Here is a 19,649-nt window from a genome sequence, read left to right as displayed (position 1 = left end):
GTCACGCCGTACGGGTCCGACCCATGAGCCACTCGACCGCGGCTCCACTCGACCGTTCGTTCGGGGTGGCCGGCCAGGTTGTGCACACTGCCCAGCCACGCCTCGAAACCGGAATGCATGCCGGTGGGTCTGCTGTCGACAACGATCTGGCCGGCCACCCCGAACGAACGGTCGAGTGGTGCCGCCGCCTGCTCGCTCATGGGTCGGACCCGTACGCCGTGGCAAGGTCGGGACTAGTCGTCGCACTGATGAGGGCCGGTTCCCACGCCGAGGCTATGGCCGTCGCGAAGCAGCTTCTCGACGCCTCTTCTGGCATAGCGAATCCCTGGGCGCTCTCGTACGTGTTTCTGACCTACGGCATGGCTTGCTGCGATGCTGATCCCCTCCGCGCACGCGACGCGATGCGCCGGGGTGTAGTGATTGCAAAGAACAGCGGTAACCGTTGGACAGAAACGCACTTGGCAAACATCCTCGGCCGACTCGAAGCCCAACACGGCGATAAGCTGGCCGCGTTCGACCACCTCGCCCTGGCCATCCGCAACTACCACGACTCGGGCAACACCATTGTCATGCGCGTCCCACTTGCTGCGCTGGCTGCCCTTCTGGACAGGCTCGGACGCGATGAACCGGCGGCCACCATCGCCGGTTTCGCGTTCAATCCTGTTACCCGAGCGTGGCTTCCCGAGCTTACGACCGCGATCGCCCGCCTGCGCGATGTCCTTGGCGACCAGACCTACGAATCTCTCGCGCGGGAGGGAGAAGGTATGACCACCGCCGAAATGGCGACCTACGCCTACGACCAAATCGACCAGGCGCGCGCAGAACTCATCGCCACCTCGAAATAGCGCTAATCACCCTGCGCGAGCTCAGCGACGGGCTGCCATTCCTCCCAGTTCTGGAGCCGGCTCTCGTAGTCGGCTTTGGCCGTTTCCAGCGGGGAAGCCCCGAAAAACACGCGCAGCGGCGGCTTTTCGGCGTCAACGACCTTGAGCAGTGCGGCCGCGGATGCCGACGGGTCTCCCGGGCTGGCCCACCGGCGGCTCCGCTCGGCCGAGACGGCGGCGCGAACGTCGTCGTAGGCCGGCAGCGGATCGGCATGCTTCGACGAGTCGCCGGCCCAGTCGGTGTCGAAACCACCCGGCTCGATCAGCGTGACGTGCACACCGAACGGAGCGACCTCCTGCGCCAGCGCCTGCGAGAAGCCCTCCAGCGCCCACTTCGACGCGTGGTAGATGCCGACCAGGGGGAAGGCGGTGATGCCCCCGATCGAGGAAACCTGGATGATGTGGCCGCTGCGCTGCTCGCGGAGATAGGGCAGTGCGGCCTGCGTGATCCACAGTGCGCCAAACACATTGGTTTCGATCTGGTCGCGCGCGTCTTGCTCGGAGAGCTCTTCGACGAAGCCGAATTGACCATAGCCGGCGTTGTTCACCACGATGTCGAGCCGACCGAAGAGGTCGTACGCCTGTTTGATCGCCGCGAAATCCGCCGCCCGGTCGGTCACGTCCAGACGGATCGGCAGCAGCGCGTCGCCGTACTTTTGCGCCAGGTCGTCCAGCGAGGCGGTGTTGCGCGCCGTGGCGGCGACCTTGTCGCCGCGCTCCAGCGCCGCGATCGTCCACGCCCGTCCGAAACCTCGCGATGTACCGGTGATAAACCAAACTTTCTCAGTCACGCTGACATACAACGCCTACCGCGCGATCTCATTCCCCCAGCGGGTAGCGTTTCTCGCGTGAGTCGCGCGGAATTGGACAAGGATCCCCGGGATGTCGCGTCGATGTTCGACGGTGTCGCCCGCCGGTACGACCTGACCAACACCGTGCTGTCGATGGGTCAGGACCGGTACTGGCGCAAAGCCACCCGGTCAGCGCTGGCCATCGGGCCGGGTCAGAAGGTGTTGGACCTCGCCGCGGGCACCGCGGTGTCCACCGTGGAGCTGGAGAAGTCGGGGGCCTGGTGTGTGGCCGCCGATTTTTCGGTCGGCATGCTGGCGGCGGGCGCCGCGCGCAACGTTCCGAAGGTCGCCGGTGACGCCACCAGGCTGCCGTTCGGCGACGACGTGTTCGATGCCGTGACAATCAGTTTCGGGCTGCGCAACGTCGTCGACACCCGGGCCGGGCTACGCGAGATGGCCCGTGTCACCCGCCCCGGCGGCCGATTGGTGGTGTGCGAGTTCTCCACACCCACCAATGCGCTGTTCGCCACGGTCTACAAGGAGTACTTGATGCGGGCGCTGCCACGGGTGGCGCGGGCGGTGTCCAGCAATCCGGACGCGTACGCATACCTCGCGGAATCGATCAGGGCGTGGCCCGATCAGGCGGCACTGGCGCGCCAGATCACCCAGGCCGGATGGTCCGGGGTGCGCTGGCGCAACCTGACCGGCGGCATCGTCGCCCTACACGCGGGGCACAAGACCCTGCGCTGAGACGGTTCTAGTGGTTGCCGGCGGCCTGCACGAAGCCGACCTGGTCCGGGCAGTAGTGATCGACCGCGGCACCGAGGAACTGGAACGCCTGGCCTTGAGTGGTGCCGCGCGGCAGGTTGCGCTGGATGAACGTGGCCGACTTGTACGCGTCGCCGTCCACGCCCCTGCCAATCCGTTCGCACGTGATCTTGCCCAGCCACGCCAACTGGTCCTGCGGCTGGTAGATGCCGAAGCCGTTGACGGTGTTCTTGAATGGCGCGTCGTAGTCGCTCGGCGGCGACGGCGTCCGCGGAGTGGGGTATGGCGCCGTCGGCGGCGGATCCGCCTGCGCCGGCACGGAGAGCTGCGCCGGCGCGGCCAGCGCGGCAAGCGCGATAGCAGCGGCGGCTCCGATAGTAGCCAGCGTCGTTCCCTTCATTAGCTGGACTATACACGGTCCGCTCGAGGTGCGAGGCCGAAAGCGAGTCGCCGATTTTGCGCCCGCAAGGGGCCACGAAAGCCCGCCGACCAGCGGCGATGCACGGCACCCGGTCAGCTGAAGGGCGTTCGGCGGTCGAGCAACCGGGACAGCCGCCCGCCGCCCCGCCAGGCGCGCGCCACCCAGTCCGCGTCGTCGTCGGTGACCAGATTGGCCATGACCCGCACGGCGATGGTCATCAGCGTCGTCGAGCGCATGGCGATCGGTCCGGTCGACGGCAGAAACCGCTGGAACGTCAGCAGCAGAGCCAGCCTGCGCGCCACCGAGAAGCCGCGGCCATAGTGCTGCTGCAGCAGCGACGGCCACACCTGCGACAGGTCGAGGCAGTCCAGCAGCGCCGCGGCCAACCGCCCGGTCTCCAGCCCGTAGTCGATGCCCTCCCCGTTGAGTGGGTTCACGCAGGCCGCGGCGTCGCCGATCAGCATCCAGTTGGCGCCGGCCACGCCCGACACCGCGCCGCCCATCGGCAGCAGCGCCGAGGCGACCGCGCGCGGGTGGCCGGTGAAGCCCCACTCGTCGCGGCGCAGGTCGGTGTAGTAGTCGATCAGCGGCCGCAGCGCCAGATCGGCGGGCCGTTTGGACGTCGACAACGCTCCGACGCCGATGTTCACCTCGCCGTTGCCCAGCGGGAAGATCCAGCCGTAGCCGGGCAGCAAGGAGCCGTCGGGGGAGCGCAGTTCCAGATGCGACGTCAGCCAGGGGTCGTCGGCGCGCGCGGTGGTCAGATAGCCGCGGGCGGCCACGCCGTACACCGTCTCCTGATGCCAGCGCCGGCCCAGCTTGCGGCCCAGCGACGAGCGGGCGCCGTCGGCGACGATCAACTGACGGCAGCTCACCTCGGTGCCGTCGGCCAATGTCACCGATGTCACGCGGCCCGATGAATCATGTTGCGCGGCCACGGCTTTGGTGCCTAGCAGCATCCGCGCCCCGGAATCTTCGGCGACTTTGCGGATCCGGTCGTCCAGCTCGAAGCGGGCCACGGCGCTGCCGGTCGACGGGAATGACGGGCCCGGCCAATCGACTTCCACCTCGCCGCCGAATCCGCTCATTCGCAGCCCCCGATGCCGGATGCGGGTGTCCAGCCAGTCTCTCAGGCCCAACCGTTCCAGCTCGGCGACCGCGCGCGGGGTCAGTCCGTCGCCGCAGGCCTTGTCGCGGGGAAAGCTCGCCGAATCGATGACCAGCACGTCGTTGCCCGCGCGTGCGGCCCACGCCGCCGCCGCCGAACCGGCGGGTCCCGCGCCCACGACCACCACTTGGGCTCGGGTCGCTCCCGTCTTCATGCACACCAGTATGTTTGGTGCCGTGAGTACTCCGGCAACGGTGGTGGCGGGCGTCGACTTCGGCAACCCCGCTTTCGCGGCGACCGTACGGGACGGTGTGGGGCGGATCGAGCAGCTCATGGACACCGAGCTGCGCAGCGCCGACGACATCATGACCGAGTCGCTGACGCATCTGTTCAAGGCCGGCGGCAAGCGGTTCCGGCCGCTGTTCACCGTGCTCTCGGCGCAGATCGGACCCAACCCGGACAGCGTGGACGTGACCATCGCCGGCGCGGTTATCGAGTTGGTGCACTTGGCCACGCTGTACCACGACGACGTGATGGACGAGGCGGAGGTTCGTCGCGGCACGCCCACCGCCAACGTGCGTTGGGGCAACAACGTCGCAATCCTTGCCGGCGATTATCTGTTCGCCACGGCCTCCCGGTTGGTCTCCCGGCTGGGTCCCGAGGCGGTGCGGCTGATCGCCGAAACGTTCGCACAATTGGTGACGGGCCAGATGCGCGAGACACGCGGCTTCGTCACGGGATCGGACCCCATCGAGCACTACCTGAAAGTGGTCTACGAGAAGACCGCGTGCCTGATCGCCGCGGCGGGCCGGTTTGGTGCGATGTTCTCGGGTGCCGACGCCGATCAGGTGGAGCGGCTGAGCCGTCTCGGGGGCATTGTGGGCACCGCGTTCCAGATCTCCGACGACATCATCGACATCGACAGCGACTCCCATGAGTCTGGCAAGCTGCCCGGCACCGACGTGCGCGAAGGCGTGCACACCTTGCCGATGGTCTACGCGTTGCGTGAACCCGGGTCCGAGGCTGCGCGGCTGCGGGAGCTGCTGGTCGGGCCCATCGAGGATGACGACGCGGTGGCCGAGGCGCTGGCGCTGTTGCGCTCCTCGCCGGGGATGGCCAAGGCCAAGCACTCGCTTCACGAGTACGCCGAGCAGGCGCGCCAGGAGCTGGCCCTCTTGCCGGACGTCCCCGGCCGCCACGCGCTGCAGACGCTGGTCGACTACACCATCAGCCGGCACGGCTAGGGGCGATCGCAAGCGCGGTGTCGCCGGGCGCAGCGGGTCGCCACTACAGGTCGTAGCCGGGCGCAGCGGGTCGCCACCATTCGGCTCGCGTCGCCTCCGACGGCCTGCGGAACCAATAAGGCCGTCTCGGGCGTTCAATGAGCTGTAATCGGCAGCAACGCGCGCAACCGAGTGTTCGCAAGGAGGACACCGATGACCTGGCATCCGCATCACAACACGTTCAAGACGTTCGCGTTGTTGGTTGGCATGTCCGCGTTGATCGTGTTCGTCGGCTCGCTGTTCGGCAGGACCGCGATGTTCCTCGCGGTGCTGTTCGCCATCGGCATGAACGTCTACACGTATTTCAACAGCGACAAGCTGGCACTGCGGGCGATGCACGCGCAGCCGGTCTCGGAGGTGCAGGCGCCGGCGATGTACCGGATTGTGCGCGAGCTGGCGACCGCCGCGCACCAGCCGATGCCGCGGCTGTACATCAGTGACACCAACGCGCCCAATGCATTCGCGACTGGGCGCAACCCGCGCAACGCGGCGGTCTGCTGCACCACGGGCATTCTGGACATCCTCACCGAGCGCGAGTTGCGCGCCGTACTGGGACACGAGCTTTCGCACGTCTACAACCGCGACATCCTGATCTCGTGTATCGCCGGTGCGCTCGCGTCTGTGATCACCGCGCTGGCCAACATGGCCATGTTCGCCGGCATGTTCGGCGGTAACGATCGCGACGGCGAGAATCCCTTTGCGCTGCTGCTGGTTTCGCTACTGGGCCCGATTGCCGCGACGGTGGTGCGGTTGGCGGTGTCGCGGTCACGCGAATATCAGGCGGACGAATCGGGCGCGGTGCTGACCGGCGACCCGCTGGCGCTGGCGTCGGCTCTGCGCAAGATCTCCGGCGGGGTCCAGGTGGCCCCGCTGCCGCCGGAGCCCCAGCTGGCCAGCCAGGCGCACCTGATGATCGCGAACCCGTTCCGGGCGGGCGAGCGGATCGGGTCGCTGTTTTCGACGCACCCGCCGATCGAGGACCGCATCCGCCGGCTGGAGGAAATGGCGGGGCGGTGATTTGGTCCGCAAGTACCATTGGACTTGGATGGTGATGGCGATGACTGAACCCAACTCGATGGACATTCACGAAGCCGGGCTGGCGCTGGACCTACCCGACTTGATCTTCGAAACACGCGCCGGTGCCGGTATGAACCAGGCCCAACTGGCAGAAGCGATGGGCACCACCAAAGAAGCCGTCGCCGCGTGGGAGGACGGGACCGAGGTGCCCCGCGTCGACGTGCTGCAACGGCTGGCGCAGGTATGCGGCAAGCGGTTGCATATCAGCATTGACGTCGACTGACCGGCTCGGCGAGACGGTCTTTCCTTAGGAATCAGTGACTTTCGAAAGCGGTAGCGCATGCGCTATCGCATCCGGCACAACCAATATGGTCCCAGAGTGCTGCCGTGGTCGTCCTTCAGCTTGGCAATGGCGACCCAATTACGCCGCAGCCTCGGATCTTTCGCCTTCGGCCAGAGGTTCGTGGGTGTTGCGCTGACCCGTCTCGGTCACGCCGTGGATCGCAACCGTCCCGCCCGTCGCCTCATGCTGTTGCTGCCAGTCCGTAATGGTTTGGTGGGCAGCGTGATCGAGGTAGTGGACCGCGATGGAGACAGTCACCGTCGCGCCCCGCGGAATCGATGCCAGGACTCGGGTCAGCCTCGGCAGCGCCAGGAAGGTGCATGCCGCGCCCTCGATGCTCACCCGCCATTCGTCGTCCACCGGCGTGGCTTCGATCTTGGCCCGGATCACCCGCCATCCGGTCAGCGCGATGGCCAGCGCGAGTCCGATCATGACGCCGTGCAGCAGGTTGAGGAAGACCACGCTGACGGCCGTCACGACGTAGACCGCGAGATCACCTTGTTTCATTGCGGTTTCGATGTGAGCCGGCTTCAGCAGCTGAATCCCGATCACGATGAGCAGCCCGGCGAGGGCGGCGGTGGGGATCTCCTCGACCAGCCCGGCGAATGGGATCGTAAACAACAGGATCCACACCCCGTGCATGATCGTCGAGGCGCGGGATTTGGCCCCCGCGTTGACATTTGTCGAGCTGCGGACGATCACCCCGGTCACCGGTAGCCCGCCGATGGTGCCCGACACGATGTTGGCGGCTCCCTGCCCCACCAGTTCGCGGTTGAAATCGGTGCGTGGCCCGTGGTGCATCCGGTCGACCGAGACGGCCGACAACAGGCTCTCGACACTGGCGATGAGCGCCACCGTGATCACCCCGATCGCGATCGCGCCCCAGTTGCCGTGGGGAAGCTCGGGCAACTGCAGCGCATCCAGCGGTGACCCCTTGAGGTCGATCCGGCGCACGTGGAACGGGAAGACCACCGAGAGCACCGTCACCGCGACTATGGCGACCAGGGGACCCGGGACGCGGCGCACTTTGGCGGGAACCCAACGCCACGCCACCAGGATGACGATCACCAGCACCCCCAGGATCACCCCGGGGCGGTGCGCACCGATGATCTGGCCGGGGAGTCCGATGAGGTTATGCCAGGCCGTGCTCTTGGATTTCCCGCCGAGCAACACGTGCGCCTGCTGCAGGGCGATCGTGATGCCGATGCCGGCCAGCATGGCGTGCACGACCACCGGTGAGATCGCCAGGGCGGCGCGCGCAACACGGCTGAGCCCCAGCAGGACCTGCACGACTCCGGCGGCAACGGTGATCAAGCACGTTATGCCCCAACCGAAATCGGACACCAGGCCGGCGACAATCACCGTCAGTCCGGCCGCCGGGCCACTGACCTGCAGCGGCGATCCGCCCAACGCGCCGACGATGATTCCGCCGACGATCGCGGCGATCAGCCCTGCGAGTACCGGGGCGCCCGAAGCGATTGCGATGCCCAGCGACAGGGGCAGTGCGACCAGGAAAACGACCAGTGAGGACGGCAGATCGTGCCGGATGATGCCGCGCAACCGATCCATATGCGCTTCACTCCAGCTTTGAGTCCGGGTTTTCTCACCCGACTGTTCAACGTTGTGCATCGGTCGCGTCCCTCGGTAGGTGTTAGCGGGGGATGTCCCGATATCCGCCCCATTGTGCGCCCATTACCTCTTCGTAACGCGCTGGCGTACAGAGGATTACGGCCGGACTAACCCGCAGGATCGCGCCCAGAAACCCCTGTTACCTGGATCGACGGTATTTTGCTGGCAAAGGCCGGTCAAGCCGACGGGCGCGGCCCATAGAGAACGCAAAGATTTGAATTTCCTAGCGTCAAACCGCCAGTTCAGAAGCCGGAACCGTGCACCTCGTGACCGGGTACCTCAGCAATCAGGCCCCGATAGGCCTCCTCGACGGTGGAGCCGTGGTTGATCACGGCGTCGACTTCACGGGCGATCGGCATGGTCAGGCCGAATTCGTTGGCAAACTCCATGATCACGCTGGCGGCCTTGACGCCCTCGGCAACCTGGTTCATCGAGGCGATGATCTCGTCGATCGGCTTGCCCGCCCCCAGTTGTTCACCGACGTGCCGGTTGCGGCTGCGCTGGCTGGTACAGGTGACGATCAGGTCGCCCAGGCCGGCCAGGCCCGGGAAGGTATCGGGATGGCCGCCCAGGGCGACGCCCAGCTTGGTCATCTCGCGCAGCGCGCGGGCGATCACCAACGCGCGGGTGTTCTCCCCGATGCCCAGCGAGTAGCCCATCCCGACAGAGATGGCGTAAACGTTCTTGAGCGCGCCGGCCATCTCCACCCCGATGACGTCGTCGGTGGTGTACACGCGGAAGCGCCGCGTGCGGAACAGACCCGACAGCCGGGTCGCCAGGTGCTGGTCGGGCATCGCCAGCACCGCCGCGGCGGCATAACCCTCGCCAACCTCGCGCGCGATGTTCGGTCCGGCCAGGATGCCCGCGGGGTGGCCGGGCAGCGTCTCCTCGATGATCTGCGACATCCGCATGTTGGTGCCCTGCTCGAGCCCCTTAACCAGCGACACCACCGGTACCCACGGCCGCAGCTCCTTGGCCAGCTCGCTCAGCACCCCCCGAAAGCCGTGCGAGGGAACGCCCATCACGACGACGTCCGCCGAGTTCGCCGCCTCGGCGAAGTCGGTGGTGGCGCGCAGGGTGTCGCTGAGCACGACGTCGTTGCCGAGGTAACGGCTGTTGCGGTGGTTGTCGTTGATGTCGGAGGCGGTGGCCTCGGAGCGCACCCACTGCAGCGTCGGCCCGCGACGCGCGCAGATTGATGCCACGGTGGTGCCCCAGGAACCGCCACCGAGGACAACGACTTTGGGTTCGCGCTTCTCAGATGCCATGGCGATCAGCGTATTGCGGACACCTGCGATTTTGTAGGAGTTCACGAAGCGGGGACGGCATCGTGCCTGCACAACTCGCACGGCGCGGCGAGGTATCCGCGGCCATCCATGCCGAATTCATATTTATGTGCGACAACATTTGCGTTCGATCAGCCGGAGCCGGCGATTTGCGCCACGAATTCTCAGAAATGCATGCGAAATTCATAATCTTTTCGTGGGATGGCTTGCCCGCGACAAGGCAAATGTACCCCGCTCATATCGGGGTCATAATTGTGCCCGCGCCGTTTTTCTCGCCAAAGGCCAACCCGTTCATAGCCACTGGTGAGCCCCACCCAGGGGCTCGGCGAAAAAACATGGCGAAAGGGCGTGCGGCTAAAAATCAGCATGAGTGTTGCCGAAAAGGCGAGCTCACAGTCCATTCGAACAAATCGCTGACACCGAATCCGCTAAACCCTCGCTTAGCGTTTCGCGACATCCGAACACACGAAGGGGAAACGGTATGTCTTTCGTAATTGCCGATCCGGACAAGCTGGCGGCCGCGGCGAGCAATCTCCAGTCGATCACCGCGGCGCTCAACGTCGGAAAGGCGGCCGCGGCCATCCCGACGACGGGCGTCGTTCCGGCCGCCGCCGACGAGGTGTCTGCGCTGACGGCGGCGCGGTTCGCCGCCCATGCGGCGCAGTTCCAGGCGCTGGCCGCGCGGGCCGTCGCGGTGCATGAATTGCTGGCGGCCACCCTGGCACAAAGCGCGGGGACCTATGCGGCCACCGAGGCCGCGAACGCCGCCGCGTCGGCGCTGTAGAACGGAGACGCACGTGGACTACGCGCTACTGCCGCCGGAGATCAACTCGGGGCGCCTGTACGCGGGCCCGGGAGCGGGTTCGTTGTTGGCCGCCGCCGCAAGCTGGGGCGAGCTGGCGGCACAGTTGCACAGCAGCGCGGCCTCCTTTCAGTCCGTCATCTCCGCACTGACCGGCGGACCGTGGTTGGGGCCGTCGGCGCTAGCACTGGCCGCCGCGACCACCCCGTGTGTGGAGTGGCTGCGCACCAGCGCGGGCAACGCCGAACTGGCTTACAGCCAGGCGACGATGGCGGCGGCCGCGTACGAGACGGCGTTCGGGCTGGCGGTGCCCCCGCCGGTGATCGCGGCTAACCGTGCGCTCCTGGCGTCACTGATCGCGTCGAATGTGTTGGGGCAGAACACCGCCGCCATCGCGACCGTCGAGGCTGAGTATTTCGAGATGTGGGCGCAAGACGCCGCGGCAATGTACGGCTATGCGGGATCCTCTGCGACGGCCGCACAGTTGACCGAATTCGACGAGCCGGCGGAAGTGACCAATCCCGCCGCATCGTCCGAGCAGGCCGCTGCGGTCGCGAAAGCCGTTGGCAATTCAGGTCAGAGCGGGGCGCAAGACGTCGCGGCGAACGCTAACGCGCAGGCTGCGGAGAACTTGCAGACCCTGGCTGAGCCCAGCTTCGGGAACCTCAAGCCGATCGATGAATGGATCTCGGAGAACACCCCGTTTGACGACATGGCCTCGATGTACTCGAAATACGTTGTGCCGTATATCTCGTCGGGACAGGTCGGTGTTCAGACGGCACAGTCCTTCGGGCAGATCAGCAACGGGATCACGGCCATGAGCACGTTCGGGAAGGCTCTGGCCCCGGCGGCTTCCTCGGCGGCTCAGGCGGCGGGAAACGGCGCCAAGGCGCTGGGCGCGGCCGGAGCCGGTCTGGGCAACGCCGGGTCGGTGGCAGCCGGTGTGGGGCGCGCGGTTCCGCTGGGAGCGCTGTCCGTGCCGCCCAGCTGGGCTCCGGTCACCGCCGTCACCAACCCCGGGGTCGCGACGCTGACAAGCGCGACGGCCGCGGTGCCGCCCGCCACGGACGGGTTGCACGCGATGCCGATGACGCCGTTCGGGCCGATGGTCGGACAAGGGGGCTGGCGCAACCTGCCGACCTACGGATTCAAACCGTCGGTGATGGCCAGGCCGCCGGCCGCGGGCTAGCCGGCCAGCGGCGCCCGGTCCTCGACCCGGCCGAACACCATCGCCTCCTCGATGCGGTCGAACCGGTAGTCGAGGGCGTCGGCCAGGTAGTTCTGTCGCACGTTCCATGGCCGCTTGGTGCCCGACTTCGGCAGCATGTGCACCGAGCGCAGCACGTAGCCGGCGTTGATGTCCCACGACGGCTTCTCGGCCATGGGCTCGTTGCCACGATGCGGCGACGCGTGGGTGTAGCCGTTAGCGGCCATGTGTTCTATCAGCTTTGCCGTTGCCCGGGCCGTGATGTCGGCGCGCAGTGTCCACGACGCGTTGGTGTAGCCCACGCACCAGAACAGGTTCGGCACGTCTTCGAGCATGTGCGCTTTGTAGACGAAACGGTCGCTGGCCTTGACCTCGTTGCCGTCCAGGCTGATCGCGGCCCCGCCCAGCGCCTGCAGCTGCAGTCCGGTGGCGGTGACGATGATGTCGGCGGCGAGGCGTCCACCGGATTTCAGCGCGATACCCGTCGCGTCGAAATGGTCGATGTGATCGGTGACCACCTCGGCGCCACCCGCGGTGATCGCGTTGTACAGGTCGGCGTCCGGGATCAGGCACATCCGCTGGTCCCACGGGTTGTAGCGCGGCTTGAAGTGGGTGTCGACGTCGTAGCCGGGTGGCAGGCTACTGATCGCCTTGCGCCGCAGCAGCCACCGCACCAATTCCGGTGCTTTGCGGGACAACGCAAAGAACACCGCCTCGGTCAGGGCGCTGTACATGCGGATCACGAGATGAGCAGGCTTGCGGGGCAACAGCTTTCGAGCCATCGCGGCGACGGCACCGTACTTGGACGCCGAAATGAGGTAAGTCGGCGAACGCTGCAGCATCGTCACTTTGGCGGCAAGTTCGGACAACGACGGCAGGAGCGTGACCGCCGTGGCCCCACTGCCGATCACCACGACCCGCTTGCCGGTGTAGTCAAGGTCTTCGGGCCAGTGCTGCGGGTGCACCACGGTGCCCTTGAACCGTTCGATGCCCGGGAAGTCGGGGGTGTAGCCCTCGTCGTAGTTGTAGTAGCCGCTGCCGAAGAACAGGAAGCGGCCGCGGTACAGCTTGCGTGTGCCGTCCTGCTCGACGGTGACGGTCCAGGTGTCGGTTGCGGAGTCCCAGTCCGCCGAGCGCACGTAGCTGTTGAACCGGATGTGCCGGTCGATGCCGTACTTGCGCGCGGTGGCGGCCAGGTACTCGCGGATGTGCACCCCGTCGGCCACGCCCTCTTTGCGGGTCCACGGCTCGAACGGGAAGGACAGCGTGAAGATGCTGCTGTCCGAGCGCACGCCCGGATAGCGGAACAAGTCCCACGTCCCGCCGATCTGCGCGCGCCGCTCCAGGACCGTGTACGTCAGGTGCGGATTGCGCTCGGTGATCCGATATGCCGCATCGATGCCGGAGATGCCGGCACCGACGATGATCACGTCGGAGTATCCGGCCTCGGCGGCATCGCTATCGGCGGCCTCCTGGGGAGTCACGGTCATCGTTGAACCTCGCTGGAAATTGTGGGAGTCGTCACAAGCGTAGAGACCCACCGGTTGGTCGGGCTAGTAACTCGCGAATCCGCGCCCCACGGCGGGAACCGCGCCGGTCAGCGGTAGTTGACGAACTGCAGCGCCACGTCCAGGTCCGCCTGCTTGAGCATCGCGATCACGGCCTGCAGATCGTCGCGCTTTTTGCTGGTGACCCGAACTTCGTCGCCCTGGATCTGAGTTTTGACGTTCTTGGGGCCGTCGTCACGGATCAGCTTGGTGATCTTCTTGGCGTTCTCGCTGCTGATGCCCTGTTTGAGGGTGCCGCTGATCTTGTAGGTCTTGCCGGAGGCCTGCGGTTCGCCGGCGTCGAATGCCTTCATCGAGATGTCACGGCGGATCAGCTTCTCTTTGAAGACGTCGACCGCGGCCTTGACGCGTTCCTCGGTGGATGACGTCAGCTCGATAGCCTCGTCGCCCTTCCAGGCGATTGTGGTGTCGGTGCCGCGGAAGTCGAACCGGGTGGCCAATTCCTTGGCGGCCTGGTTGAGCGCGTTGTCGACCTCTTGACGATCCACTTTGCTGACGATGTCGAACGATGAGTCCGCCATGCATTCCGTCCCTTCATCCGGTGATAGGCGTTTGTGCTTTGTCTACTCGCTCGTTGTAACCTGTCTGGCGGCAGGTTGCCCGAGCGGCCAATGGGAGCGGACTGTAAATCCGTCGCGAAAGCTTCACAGGTTCGAATCCTGTACCTGCCACCAAACGTCAGGGGGCGTTTCCGGCTACCACAACAGGCTTGGGTCTGTGGCCGGTACGCAGTCGGTACGCAGTAGCTGCGGCCGCGTCGAAAGAGTCGGCCACCGCATCCAGGTCGTCGGGGAATCGATGCCCGTAGCGGTCCAACGTAAGCACCGCCGTCTTGTGCCCCCAGAAGTTTCTGGATCACCTCCGCGTTCGCCCCGGCGCTGATTGCCAATGAAGCGAAGGTCTCACATGTGAAGTCGAGGAACCTTATTTGTTTGTTCGCCACCTACTCGACACATTCCGTGAATCAGGCGTCCAATTGATAGAAGGTCAGCAGCCATTAGGGGGTGTGGAAGGAAGATCCTGATGAAGAGAGCAACATTCGGCCTGTTCGCGGCAGCACTCCTGGCATTGACGCCGCTCTGTATTCCACTAGCCCAAGCACACGCCGGCGACCCCTGTGCAGGCATTACCGATCCCGCTGCCCACCAGGACTGCATAAATGACTTCGTTCAAACACGCGAACAGAGGCAGTGCGATGCGAGCTCCAATCACGGGCAGTTGGGGCAATTTTGCGGGTGACCTCTGGGGTCTGAAAGTCTGCGCTCCCGGTTAGTTCTTTCCACAGGTCGTCCCCTCTGGTCGACTCCGAACAGGGCTCTTACTCTCGAGATGTCACCGCTCCCAACAAGTTTGAGAGCAGCGGAGGTCATGTGACGGACGTGCGGAGCGACGCCGGTATCCCGGATCCAGGGGAGCGTGCAGCGAAGGCTGAACAGCGGATCGAACAGCTTCGCGAACGGCGCGCAAACTTGGCCGCGGGCGAGCAACCTTCACAGGATTCGGTGGACGAGGCCCGCCGGCATGCCGAGGACGCCATGGATCGCGCCGAGAAAGCGCACCTGGCCGCCTCTCGCGGGCACGACGATGCTGCGCAAGCACATGAGCGGGCGGCGAACCACCTGCAGCACGCGGCAATGCCGGGAGTTGGAGATCCTGACCGACTACAGGATGAGGCTGATGCCCACTGGCAGGCTGCCGAGGACAATCGCAGGGAAAGTGCCACAGCGTTGTCGGAGGCCGAGGACCCGACCAAATCCTCTTCTGGATAAAATCGCCACTCAACATTCTTAACGAAACATGTTGTATTCCAACTAATTTGGTTTCGGGTGCACCACACCGGCTGCGTGCTGACCCGTGTGTCATCGAACGGCCAACGCAGCTTGATCCGACCAACGCTCCCGTACCTGCCTAGCCGGGCACGGCTTCGATGACGCAGAGCGGCCCTGCGGTCTGCACAACGCGCTGCAGCCGGAAGCCGCCACGCTCAAGTAGCTCCGTCCACTGCTTGAGGCTGCGTTCCAGTGCACCCGCGATCACCAGCATCTCCATATCGGCAAAGTGGCCGAGGAATTCACGGTCATGATCCGGGATCACCATCTCCAGCAGCAGCAGTTTCGCACCCGGCGGGGCCGCGGCTTTGATGGTGCTGAGAATCGCGATGGCTTCGTCGTCGGGCCAGTCGTGGATGACGTTCTTCATCACATAGGCATCAGCGGGCGGCACGCTGTCGAAGAACGATCCGCCCATCACCGTGACTCGGTCGGCGACGCCGTGCGCGGCCAATAGCGGTGGCGCTCCCTCGACCGCCTCGGGGAGGTCGAACAGCACGCCGCGGGCATCGGGGGCGGCGGCGAGAAGCGATGACAGAAGCCGGCCGTGGCCGCCACCGATATCGGCGATGACGGCGAAGTTGCTGAAGTCATACGCCGCGACCACCGCCGCCTCCAATATTGCCGACGTGGACGTCATAGCTGTGTTGAAGATCTCCGCGAACTCGGGGTCGTCGCGCAGATAGTCGAAGAAGTCTTTTCCGAATACTTTTGCCGGGTTCGGCTCCCCGGTGCGCACCGCATCGGCCAGCCGCGTCCAATTCGCCCGGTGTTGCGGCGAGCCGTAAAGCAAGGCGACCCCACGCGTCGAGATCGGCGAGTCGGAGCGCAACGTGTCGGCCAGCGCGTTGAGCGCGAAACGACCGTCGCGGCGCCTGCGGAACACGCCGCGGCTGATCAGCAACCGCATCAGCCGCCCCACGCTGTCCGGGTCGGCTCCGACGCGACGCGCCAGATCCTCCTTGGTCAACGGGCCCGCGGCGAGCGCGTCGGCAATGCCTAGCTGCGCGGACGCCGAGATGGCCTGCGACAGAAAGGCCCCGAAGATGATGTCGATGACCGTGATCGGCGGAGGAGCCAATCGCTGGTACAGCCGCCCCACGTGATGACGGACCCGTTCGACCGCGCGAGCCGCCCGGGCGGGCGGCAGCTTCGGGGTTGATGTCGGTGACTTGGGCGGCATCGTTGTCCTTTCCGCGGCGAGTTCTCGCGCTCGATCTTGTCTCATATTGAGGCCGAAAGCCTCGGACCGGGCCGTTTCTGGTCTAGTTCAAACAACGGGTCGCCAAAGACCCGTCGTCGGGCAACACCCCGGCCGTCTCCTCGCAGTGAATTGTTTGCCGCAGCCGCGGCGGTAACCTTTCCCGAGCGGGGAAGGGTTGGCGATGGGTACTGGTCGGGAGAGCGGCTGAGGATCCCATGCAATTGCGCTACCTGAGCGTCCCGGCGCTGATCGCCGCAGCCGGTGGCGACCCATGGACCATCAACCAGACCTTGCAAGCCGGCAGCCCGCTGCAGATCTCCAATCTGGCCGGGGCGTTTCTCCGGGCGGGGCGCTGCACGACCGAGACCAACAACGCTTTCGAACAGGCCCGCAGCCGATTCGAGGCCGCCTGGAACCATCGGGACGGCGGCCATCCGATAAATGACTCTGACGAGGTGCAGCGGGTGACGAAATCGCTTGGGGCGCAGTCGTTGCAGTTGCCCAGGATCGGTGCCGACCTGGAAAGCATCGCCGCGGCGCTGGCCGAGGCGCAGAAAACCGCGGCGGGACAGATCGCGACGCTGGAAGCCCAGCTGCAAGAGCTCGACGATCTGATCGGTGAAGCCGACGATATGGAGGGCGACGAGGACCTTACGGCCGCCGACGTCGACGCGCTCGAAACGCTCATCGCCAAGTGTGAGCAGGACGCCATCCGCGACACCACGGGCGCGCTGAGCCAGCTGCAGGCGACGCGCGACGGCTACTCGAACGCGTTGCAGAACGCCCTCGGAGCCCTGCGCGGCGACGGATATGACCCCGCAAGTATCCAGTCCGTGCAGGGCCCGCTGTCACCACGGCCCGCGTTGCCCGATGACCCCAAGCGGTTCGCGCAAGTGTGGAACTCGCTGACGCCCCAGCAGAAAGACGCGGAATACCAACACAATCCGTACATCGGCAACCACAACGGAATGCCCGCGGTGGACCGGGACCATTACAACCGGCTCACTCTGGCCGCCGAATTGGGCAGCGCCCAGGCCGCCGGCGCGCAAGCAGACGGGCTCGAGGCCCAGCATCCGGATTGGGTGCAGGGCAACAACATTCCGCCGCCAAACGAGCCGGGAGCGATCTTCGACGATCGCGTGTGGCATACGAGGCGTGGCAACGCCAGTATGACGCCGCCCGAAATGAAGCCAGATACCTGCCCGACCTTCAAGCCGTCCAGAGGGCCGTCGTGATGAGCCGGGAGCGAAAACTCATGGTGCTGGACACCAAGACGGGCAAGCAGGCCCGCGCCGCGATCGCGGTCGGCGATCCCGATTCGTCCACCCACGTGTCGGTCACCACGCCCGGACTCAACACCACGGTGCACGGTGCCATCGGAAGCATGGCCGACGAGGCGACCCGGCTCAGAAGCGAAGCGCTCCGACAGTTGAGTCTGGTTCCCGGCCACCAACACGACACCGTCTCGGCGATCGCCTGGATCGGTTATGACCCGCCGCAAGTTCCCGGCCTCGACGACCTCGGCGACTCGCTTGCCGGCGGGTGGGGCGTCAGCCACGACGACATCGCCCGAGCCGGCGCCCACGACCTTGCCGGCTTCTACGACGGAATACAGGCCGCCCACCACGATGGTCCCGCCGATCTGACCGCGATCGGCCACTCCTACGGTTCGCTCACCACCGGCCTGGCCCTTCAGGAGCTCGGCGACCACGGCGTATCGCGCGCTTTGTTCTACGGCTCGCCGGGCATCGAAGCGTCCACGCCGCAACAGCTCCACCTGCAACCCGGCAACGTGTTCACCATGGAAACCCCGGACGACCCGATCCAGTGGACTTACGACGGCCCGCTCATCGCGCAAACCGTGGCGCCGTTTCTGCCACCACCGTTGAGCACTCTGGCTGAAAGCCTCTTAAGCGTGGCCGACGGCGGCGGCGCCGGCCACTTCGGACCGAACCCGGCGACGAACCCGAACTTCACTCACCTTGCGACCGGCCCGGCCAGCGTGCCCGACGGCCGCGGCGGCACCCTCAACCTCGGCGGCGCGCACGGGCACAGCGACTACCCCCGCTTCCCCGATGGCGGAGGGACCAGGACGACCAACTTCAACATCGCGGCCGTGCTGGCCGGACTGGGCGATCAGGCGGTCCCGCAGAAGTGACCGACAACCGAATGACGAGCACCCCGAAACCGCGACGCCACGCGCTGTTCTTCGCCGCCATGACCGCCACCGCACTAGCCGCAACAGGATGCCACGTGAATCAGCCCCACCAACCCAGCCCACCCGCCGACGCCGCCGCTGCCCTGGCGACGCTGAAATCCCTGCCCTCGTTAGAGGACACCCAAAGCCAGGTTCACGCCGCGATGATCGAAATCACGTCGGCCACAAGCAAACTGATTCCGTCGATCAGTTGGGAGGCCCCGCACGAGGGTTCGGGTCTGGGCTGCGAACGACCGTACGATCACACGGGTGGCCGGGCCTACTTCTTGCCGGATGAGGTGGCCGCCGACGTCGCGGTCTCCGAGCAACAGTGGGCCACCATCCAAGAGGCCGCCAGACAGGCGGCCAGCAAGATCGACGCCACCGACATGCAGGTCACGCACGACAACCCGGGAAACCACGACGTGGGGTTCTACGGCCCAACTGGGATCTTCATCAAGGTCGGCTACCGCGGCAACCTCGTCGTCTCGGGCTACACCGGCTGTCGGTTGCCGCGCGACAGGAAATAGTTTCGACCCTCAGCGATCGCGCGCGCCAGGAGGCCGGCCGCGCGCCCCCACGCCCGCCAGTGTGGCCTCGTCGAGGTCCGGCGACCGCGGTAGCTGCTCTCGCGGCACATTTTCGATCGCCTGACTGCGGCCCAGCGCGGCCGTGGCCGCGGCCATCGCCACCACCGCGATGACGAGGATCAACGCCGTCAGTCCGCCAACCGCCAGGTGCTCGCCGAGCACGACAACCCCCAGCAGGACGGCGACCACCGGTTCACCCACCAGCATGATCGGTACCGACGCCTGCAGCGCACCGGCATGAAACGCCGAGTTCTGCACCACGGTCACGGTCACCGCTAATCCCACCAGCACATACGGAGCGGGAACGGTCATCAACGCATGCCACCCGCCGACCGAGTAGCGGTGAGTGCAGACCTTCGTGACGACCGCGATCATGCCGAGCAGGATCGCCACCGCGACACCCAGCAGCGAGGCCCGCACCCGGCCGGCGGCGCGGCGGGCCGCGATGACGCTCGCGATCACCGACGGCACCGTGATCGCCAGCGCCAGCGTCCACGCCGGTATCGGGGGACGGCTGTGGCCCTCGCGGGGCTGGCCCACCAGCAAGAAAACGGCCAGCGCGGCCGTCAGCAACATCGCCCAGCCCCACTGGGCCCGACTGATGCGCTGGTGGCACAGCGCCGCACTCAGGGGTAGTGCGAATAGCAACGACGACACCAGCAGCGGCTGGACCAGCAGCAGGGATCCGTGCGCCAGTGCCGCCGCCTGAAACGCGTAGCCGG

General features: G+C 66.1%; 21 protein-coding genes and 1 tRNA gene. 12 read left to right on the top strand and 10 right to left on the bottom strand.

Going from position 1 to position 19,649, the window contains the following annotated elements; all coding sequences use genetic code 11:
* Positions 1 to 200: hypothetical protein (locus A5652_RS20685; RefSeq protein ID WP_197514034.1), on the bottom strand; the 200-nt coding region annotated here is incomplete at its 3' end.
* A gap of 75 nt (positions 201 to 275) precedes the next feature.
* Between A5652_RS20685 and A5652_RS20680 the strand changes: the two genes are divergently transcribed.
* Positions 276 to 845: a hypothetical protein gene (locus tag A5652_RS20680; RefSeq protein ID WP_067355907.1), complete on the top strand. Its 570-nt coding sequence runs from the start codon at positions 276 to 278 to the stop codon at positions 843 to 845.
* A gap of 2 nt (positions 846 to 847) precedes the next feature.
* On the opposite strand, the gene A5652_RS20675 is transcribed toward A5652_RS20680, so the two are convergent.
* Positions 848 to 1,675, bottom strand: a complete 828-nt coding sequence (locus A5652_RS20675; RefSeq protein ID WP_067355921.1) for an SDR family oxidoreductase — start codon at positions 1,673 to 1,675, stop codon at positions 848 to 850.
* A gap of 57 nt (positions 1,676 to 1,732) precedes the next feature.
* Between A5652_RS20675 and A5652_RS20670 the strand changes: the two genes are divergently transcribed.
* Positions 1,733 to 2,425, top strand: a complete 693-nt coding sequence (locus A5652_RS20670; RefSeq protein WP_067355903.1) for a demethylmenaquinone methyltransferase — start codon at positions 1,733 to 1,735, stop codon at positions 2,423 to 2,425.
* Positions 2,426 to 2,432: 7 nt separating this feature from the next.
* Here A5652_RS20670 and A5652_RS20665 read toward each other — a convergent pair whose 3' ends face one another.
* Entirely contained in the window at positions 2,433 to 2,843 is a 411-nt protein-coding gene (locus A5652_RS20665) for a DUF732 domain-containing protein (protein WP_067355900.1), read from the bottom strand.
* Between the two features lie 113 nt (positions 2,844 to 2,956).
* Positions 2,957 to 4,186, bottom strand: coding sequence for a menaquinone reductase (gene menJ / locus A5652_RS20660; protein WP_067355896.1), 1,230 nt, complete (start codon positions 4,184 to 4,186; stop codon positions 2,957 to 2,959).
* Between the two features lie 22 nt (positions 4,187 to 4,208).
* Between menJ and grcC1 the strand changes: the two genes are divergently transcribed.
* The 3 genes from grcC1 to A5652_RS20645 all read left to right on the top strand — a co-directional run bounded on the left by grcC1 (position 4,209) and on the right by A5652_RS20645 (position 6,555).
* The gene (gene grcC1, locus A5652_RS20655; RefSeq protein ID WP_067355918.1) at positions 4,209 to 5,216 is read left to right on the top strand and encodes a nonaprenyl/(2E,6E)-farnesyl/geranylgeranyl diphosphat synthase; all 1,008 of its coding nucleotides are present in this window, start codon (positions 4,209 to 4,211) and stop codon (positions 5,214 to 5,216) included.
* 192 nt (positions 5,217 to 5,408) lie between these two features.
* A complete protein-coding gene (gene htpX / locus A5652_RS20650; RefSeq protein ID WP_067355893.1) occupies positions 5,409 to 6,272 on the top strand; it encodes a zinc metalloprotease HtpX in 864 nt (287 codons plus the stop codon).
* A 28-nt stretch (positions 6,273 to 6,300) separates the two neighbouring features.
* Entirely contained in the window at positions 6,301 to 6,555 is a 255-nt protein-coding gene (locus tag A5652_RS20645; protein ID WP_067355890.1) for a helix-turn-helix transcriptional regulator, read from the top strand.
* Between the two features lie 138 nt (positions 6,556 to 6,693).
* Here A5652_RS20645 and A5652_RS20640 read toward each other — a convergent pair whose 3' ends face one another.
* Positions 6,694 to 8,184: a SulP family inorganic anion transporter gene (locus A5652_RS20640; RefSeq protein ID WP_369805841.1), complete on the bottom strand. Its 1,491-nt coding sequence runs from the start codon at positions 8,182 to 8,184 to the stop codon at positions 6,694 to 6,696.
* Between the two features lie 302 nt (positions 8,185 to 8,486).
* Positions 8,487 to 9,512 (bottom strand): NAD(P)H-dependent glycerol-3-phosphate dehydrogenase, encoded by a 1,026-nt coding sequence (locus A5652_RS20635; RefSeq protein ID WP_067355914.1) that lies wholly within the window; start codon positions 9,510 to 9,512, stop codon positions 8,487 to 8,489.
* A gap of 499 nt (positions 9,513 to 10,011) precedes the next feature.
* On the opposite strand from A5652_RS20635, the gene A5652_RS20630 reads away from it, so the two are divergent.
* Together A5652_RS20630 and A5652_RS20625 are read left to right on the top strand one after the other, a co-directional pair.
* Positions 10,012 to 10,314, top strand: coding sequence for a PE family protein (locus A5652_RS20630; RefSeq protein WP_067355884.1), 303 nt, complete (start codon positions 10,012 to 10,014; stop codon positions 10,312 to 10,314).
* 13 nt (positions 10,315 to 10,327) lie between these two features.
* Positions 10,328 to 11,521 (top strand): PPE family protein, encoded by a 1,194-nt coding sequence (locus A5652_RS20625; RefSeq protein WP_232001261.1) that lies wholly within the window; start codon positions 10,328 to 10,330, stop codon positions 11,519 to 11,521.
* Here A5652_RS20625 and A5652_RS20620 read toward each other — a convergent pair.
* Both A5652_RS20620 and A5652_RS20615 read right to left on the bottom strand, forming a co-directional pair.
* Entirely contained in the window at positions 11,518 to 13,029 is a 1,512-nt protein-coding gene (locus A5652_RS20620) for an NAD(P)/FAD-dependent oxidoreductase (RefSeq protein WP_067355877.1), read from the bottom strand. The two genes, A5652_RS20625 and A5652_RS20620, sit on opposite strands and share 4 nt — an antisense overlap.
* Before the next feature lie 107 nt (positions 13,030 to 13,136).
* Positions 13,137 to 13,628 carry a YajQ family cyclic di-GMP-binding protein gene (locus A5652_RS20615; RefSeq protein WP_067355874.1) on the bottom strand — a complete coding sequence of 164 codons (492 nt, stop codon included), beginning with the start codon at positions 13,626 to 13,628 and terminating at the stop codon, positions 13,137 to 13,139.
* Between the two features lie 69 nt (positions 13,629 to 13,697).
* Here A5652_RS20615 and A5652_RS20610 point away from each other — a divergent pair.
* Positions 13,698 to 13,781: transfer RNA gene (locus A5652_RS20610), tRNA-Tyr, on the top strand.
* A 696-nt stretch (positions 13,782 to 14,477) separates the two neighbouring features.
* Positions 14,478 to 14,876, top strand: coding sequence for a hypothetical protein (locus tag A5652_RS27805; RefSeq protein ID WP_156745451.1), 399 nt, complete (start codon positions 14,478 to 14,480; stop codon positions 14,874 to 14,876).
* Between the two features lie 139 nt (positions 14,877 to 15,015).
* Here the strand turns inward: A5652_RS27805 and A5652_RS20605 are convergent, their stop codons facing one another.
* Positions 15,016 to 16,038: a methyltransferase gene (locus tag A5652_RS20605; protein ID WP_067355870.1), complete on the bottom strand. Its 1,023-nt coding sequence runs from the start codon at positions 16,036 to 16,038 to the stop codon at positions 15,016 to 15,018.
* A 317-nt stretch (positions 16,039 to 16,355) separates the two neighbouring features.
* On the opposite strand from A5652_RS20605, the gene A5652_RS29260 reads away from it, so the two are divergent.
* From A5652_RS29260 to A5652_RS20595, 3 genes are read left to right on the top strand one after another with little or no spacing between them, the layout of a single operon-like run.
* A complete protein-coding gene (locus tag A5652_RS29260; protein WP_369805840.1) occupies positions 16,356 to 17,375 on the top strand; it encodes a hypothetical protein in 1,020 nt (339 codons plus the stop codon).
* Positions 17,375 to 18,298, top strand: a complete 924-nt coding sequence (locus tag A5652_RS29255; RefSeq protein WP_369805839.1) for an alpha/beta hydrolase — start codon at positions 17,375 to 17,377, stop codon at positions 18,296 to 18,298. The genes A5652_RS29260 and A5652_RS29255 overlap by 1 nt, the downstream gene beginning before the upstream one ends.
* 11 nt (positions 18,299 to 18,309) lie before the next feature.
* Complete coding sequence (locus A5652_RS20595; RefSeq protein WP_232001260.1) at positions 18,310 to 18,867, top strand: LppA family lipoprotein; 558 nt, start codon at positions 18,310 to 18,312, stop codon at positions 18,865 to 18,867.
* Positions 18,868 to 18,876: 9 nt separating this feature from the next.
* On the opposite strand, the gene A5652_RS28145 is transcribed toward A5652_RS20595, so the two are convergent.
* Positions 18,877 to 19,649 (bottom strand): DMT family transporter (locus A5652_RS28145; protein ID WP_067355865.1); only part of this gene is annotated, 773 nt, incomplete at its 5' end.

Source organism: Mycobacterium sp. 1165178.9 (genome assembly GCF_001673555.1).
Classification (GTDB): Bacteria; Actinomycetota; Actinomycetes; order Mycobacteriales; family Mycobacteriaceae; genus Mycobacterium.
The sequence above is the reverse complement of the archived record's forward strand: the minus strand, read 5'-3'. Positions and strand labels throughout refer to the sequence as shown.

Coding starts and splice junctions, on each gene's coding strand:
- A5652_RS20615 (WP_067355874.1), bottom strand. CDS start 13,628: ATGGCGGACTCATCGTTCGACATCGTCAGCAAAGTGGATCGTCAAGAG.
- A5652_RS20645 (WP_067355890.1), top strand. CDS start 6,301: ATGGTGATGGCGATGACTGAACCCAACTCGATGGACATTCACGAAGCC.
- A5652_RS20680 (WP_067355907.1), top strand. CDS start 276: ATGGCCGTCGCGAAGCAGCTTCTCGACGCCTCTTCTGGCATAGCGAAT.
- menJ (WP_067355896.1), bottom strand. CDS start 4,186: ATGAAGACGGGAGCGACCCGAGCCCAAGTGGTGGTCGTGGGCGCGGGA.
- htpX (WP_067355893.1), top strand. CDS start 5,409: ATGACCTGGCATCCGCATCACAACACGTTCAAGACGTTCGCGTTGTTG.
- A5652_RS20620 (WP_067355877.1), bottom strand. CDS start 13,029: ATGACCGTGACTCCCCAGGAGGCCGCCGATAGCGATGCCGCCGAGGCC.
- A5652_RS20630 (WP_067355884.1), top strand. CDS start 10,012: ATGTCTTTCGTAATTGCCGATCCGGACAAGCTGGCGGCCGCGGCGAGC.
- A5652_RS20635 (WP_067355914.1), bottom strand. CDS start 9,512: ATGGCATCTGAGAAGCGCGAACCCAAAGTCGTTGTCCTCGGTGGCGGT.
- A5652_RS29255 (WP_369805839.1), top strand. CDS start 17,375: ATGAGCCGGGAGCGAAAACTCATGGTGCTGGACACCAAGACGGGCAAG.
- A5652_RS20595 (WP_232001260.1), top strand. CDS start 18,310: ATGACGAGCACCCCGAAACCGCGACGCCACGCGCTGTTCTTCGCCGCC.
- A5652_RS20665 (WP_067355900.1), bottom strand. CDS start 2,843: ATGAAGGGAACGACGCTGGCTACTATCGGAGCCGCCGCTGCTATCGCG.
- A5652_RS29260 (WP_369805840.1), top strand. CDS start 16,356: ATGCAATTGCGCTACCTGAGCGTCCCGGCGCTGATCGCCGCAGCCGGT.
- A5652_RS20640 (WP_369805841.1), bottom strand. CDS start 8,184: ATGGATCGGTTGCGCGGCATCATCCGGCACGATCTGCCGTCCTCACTG.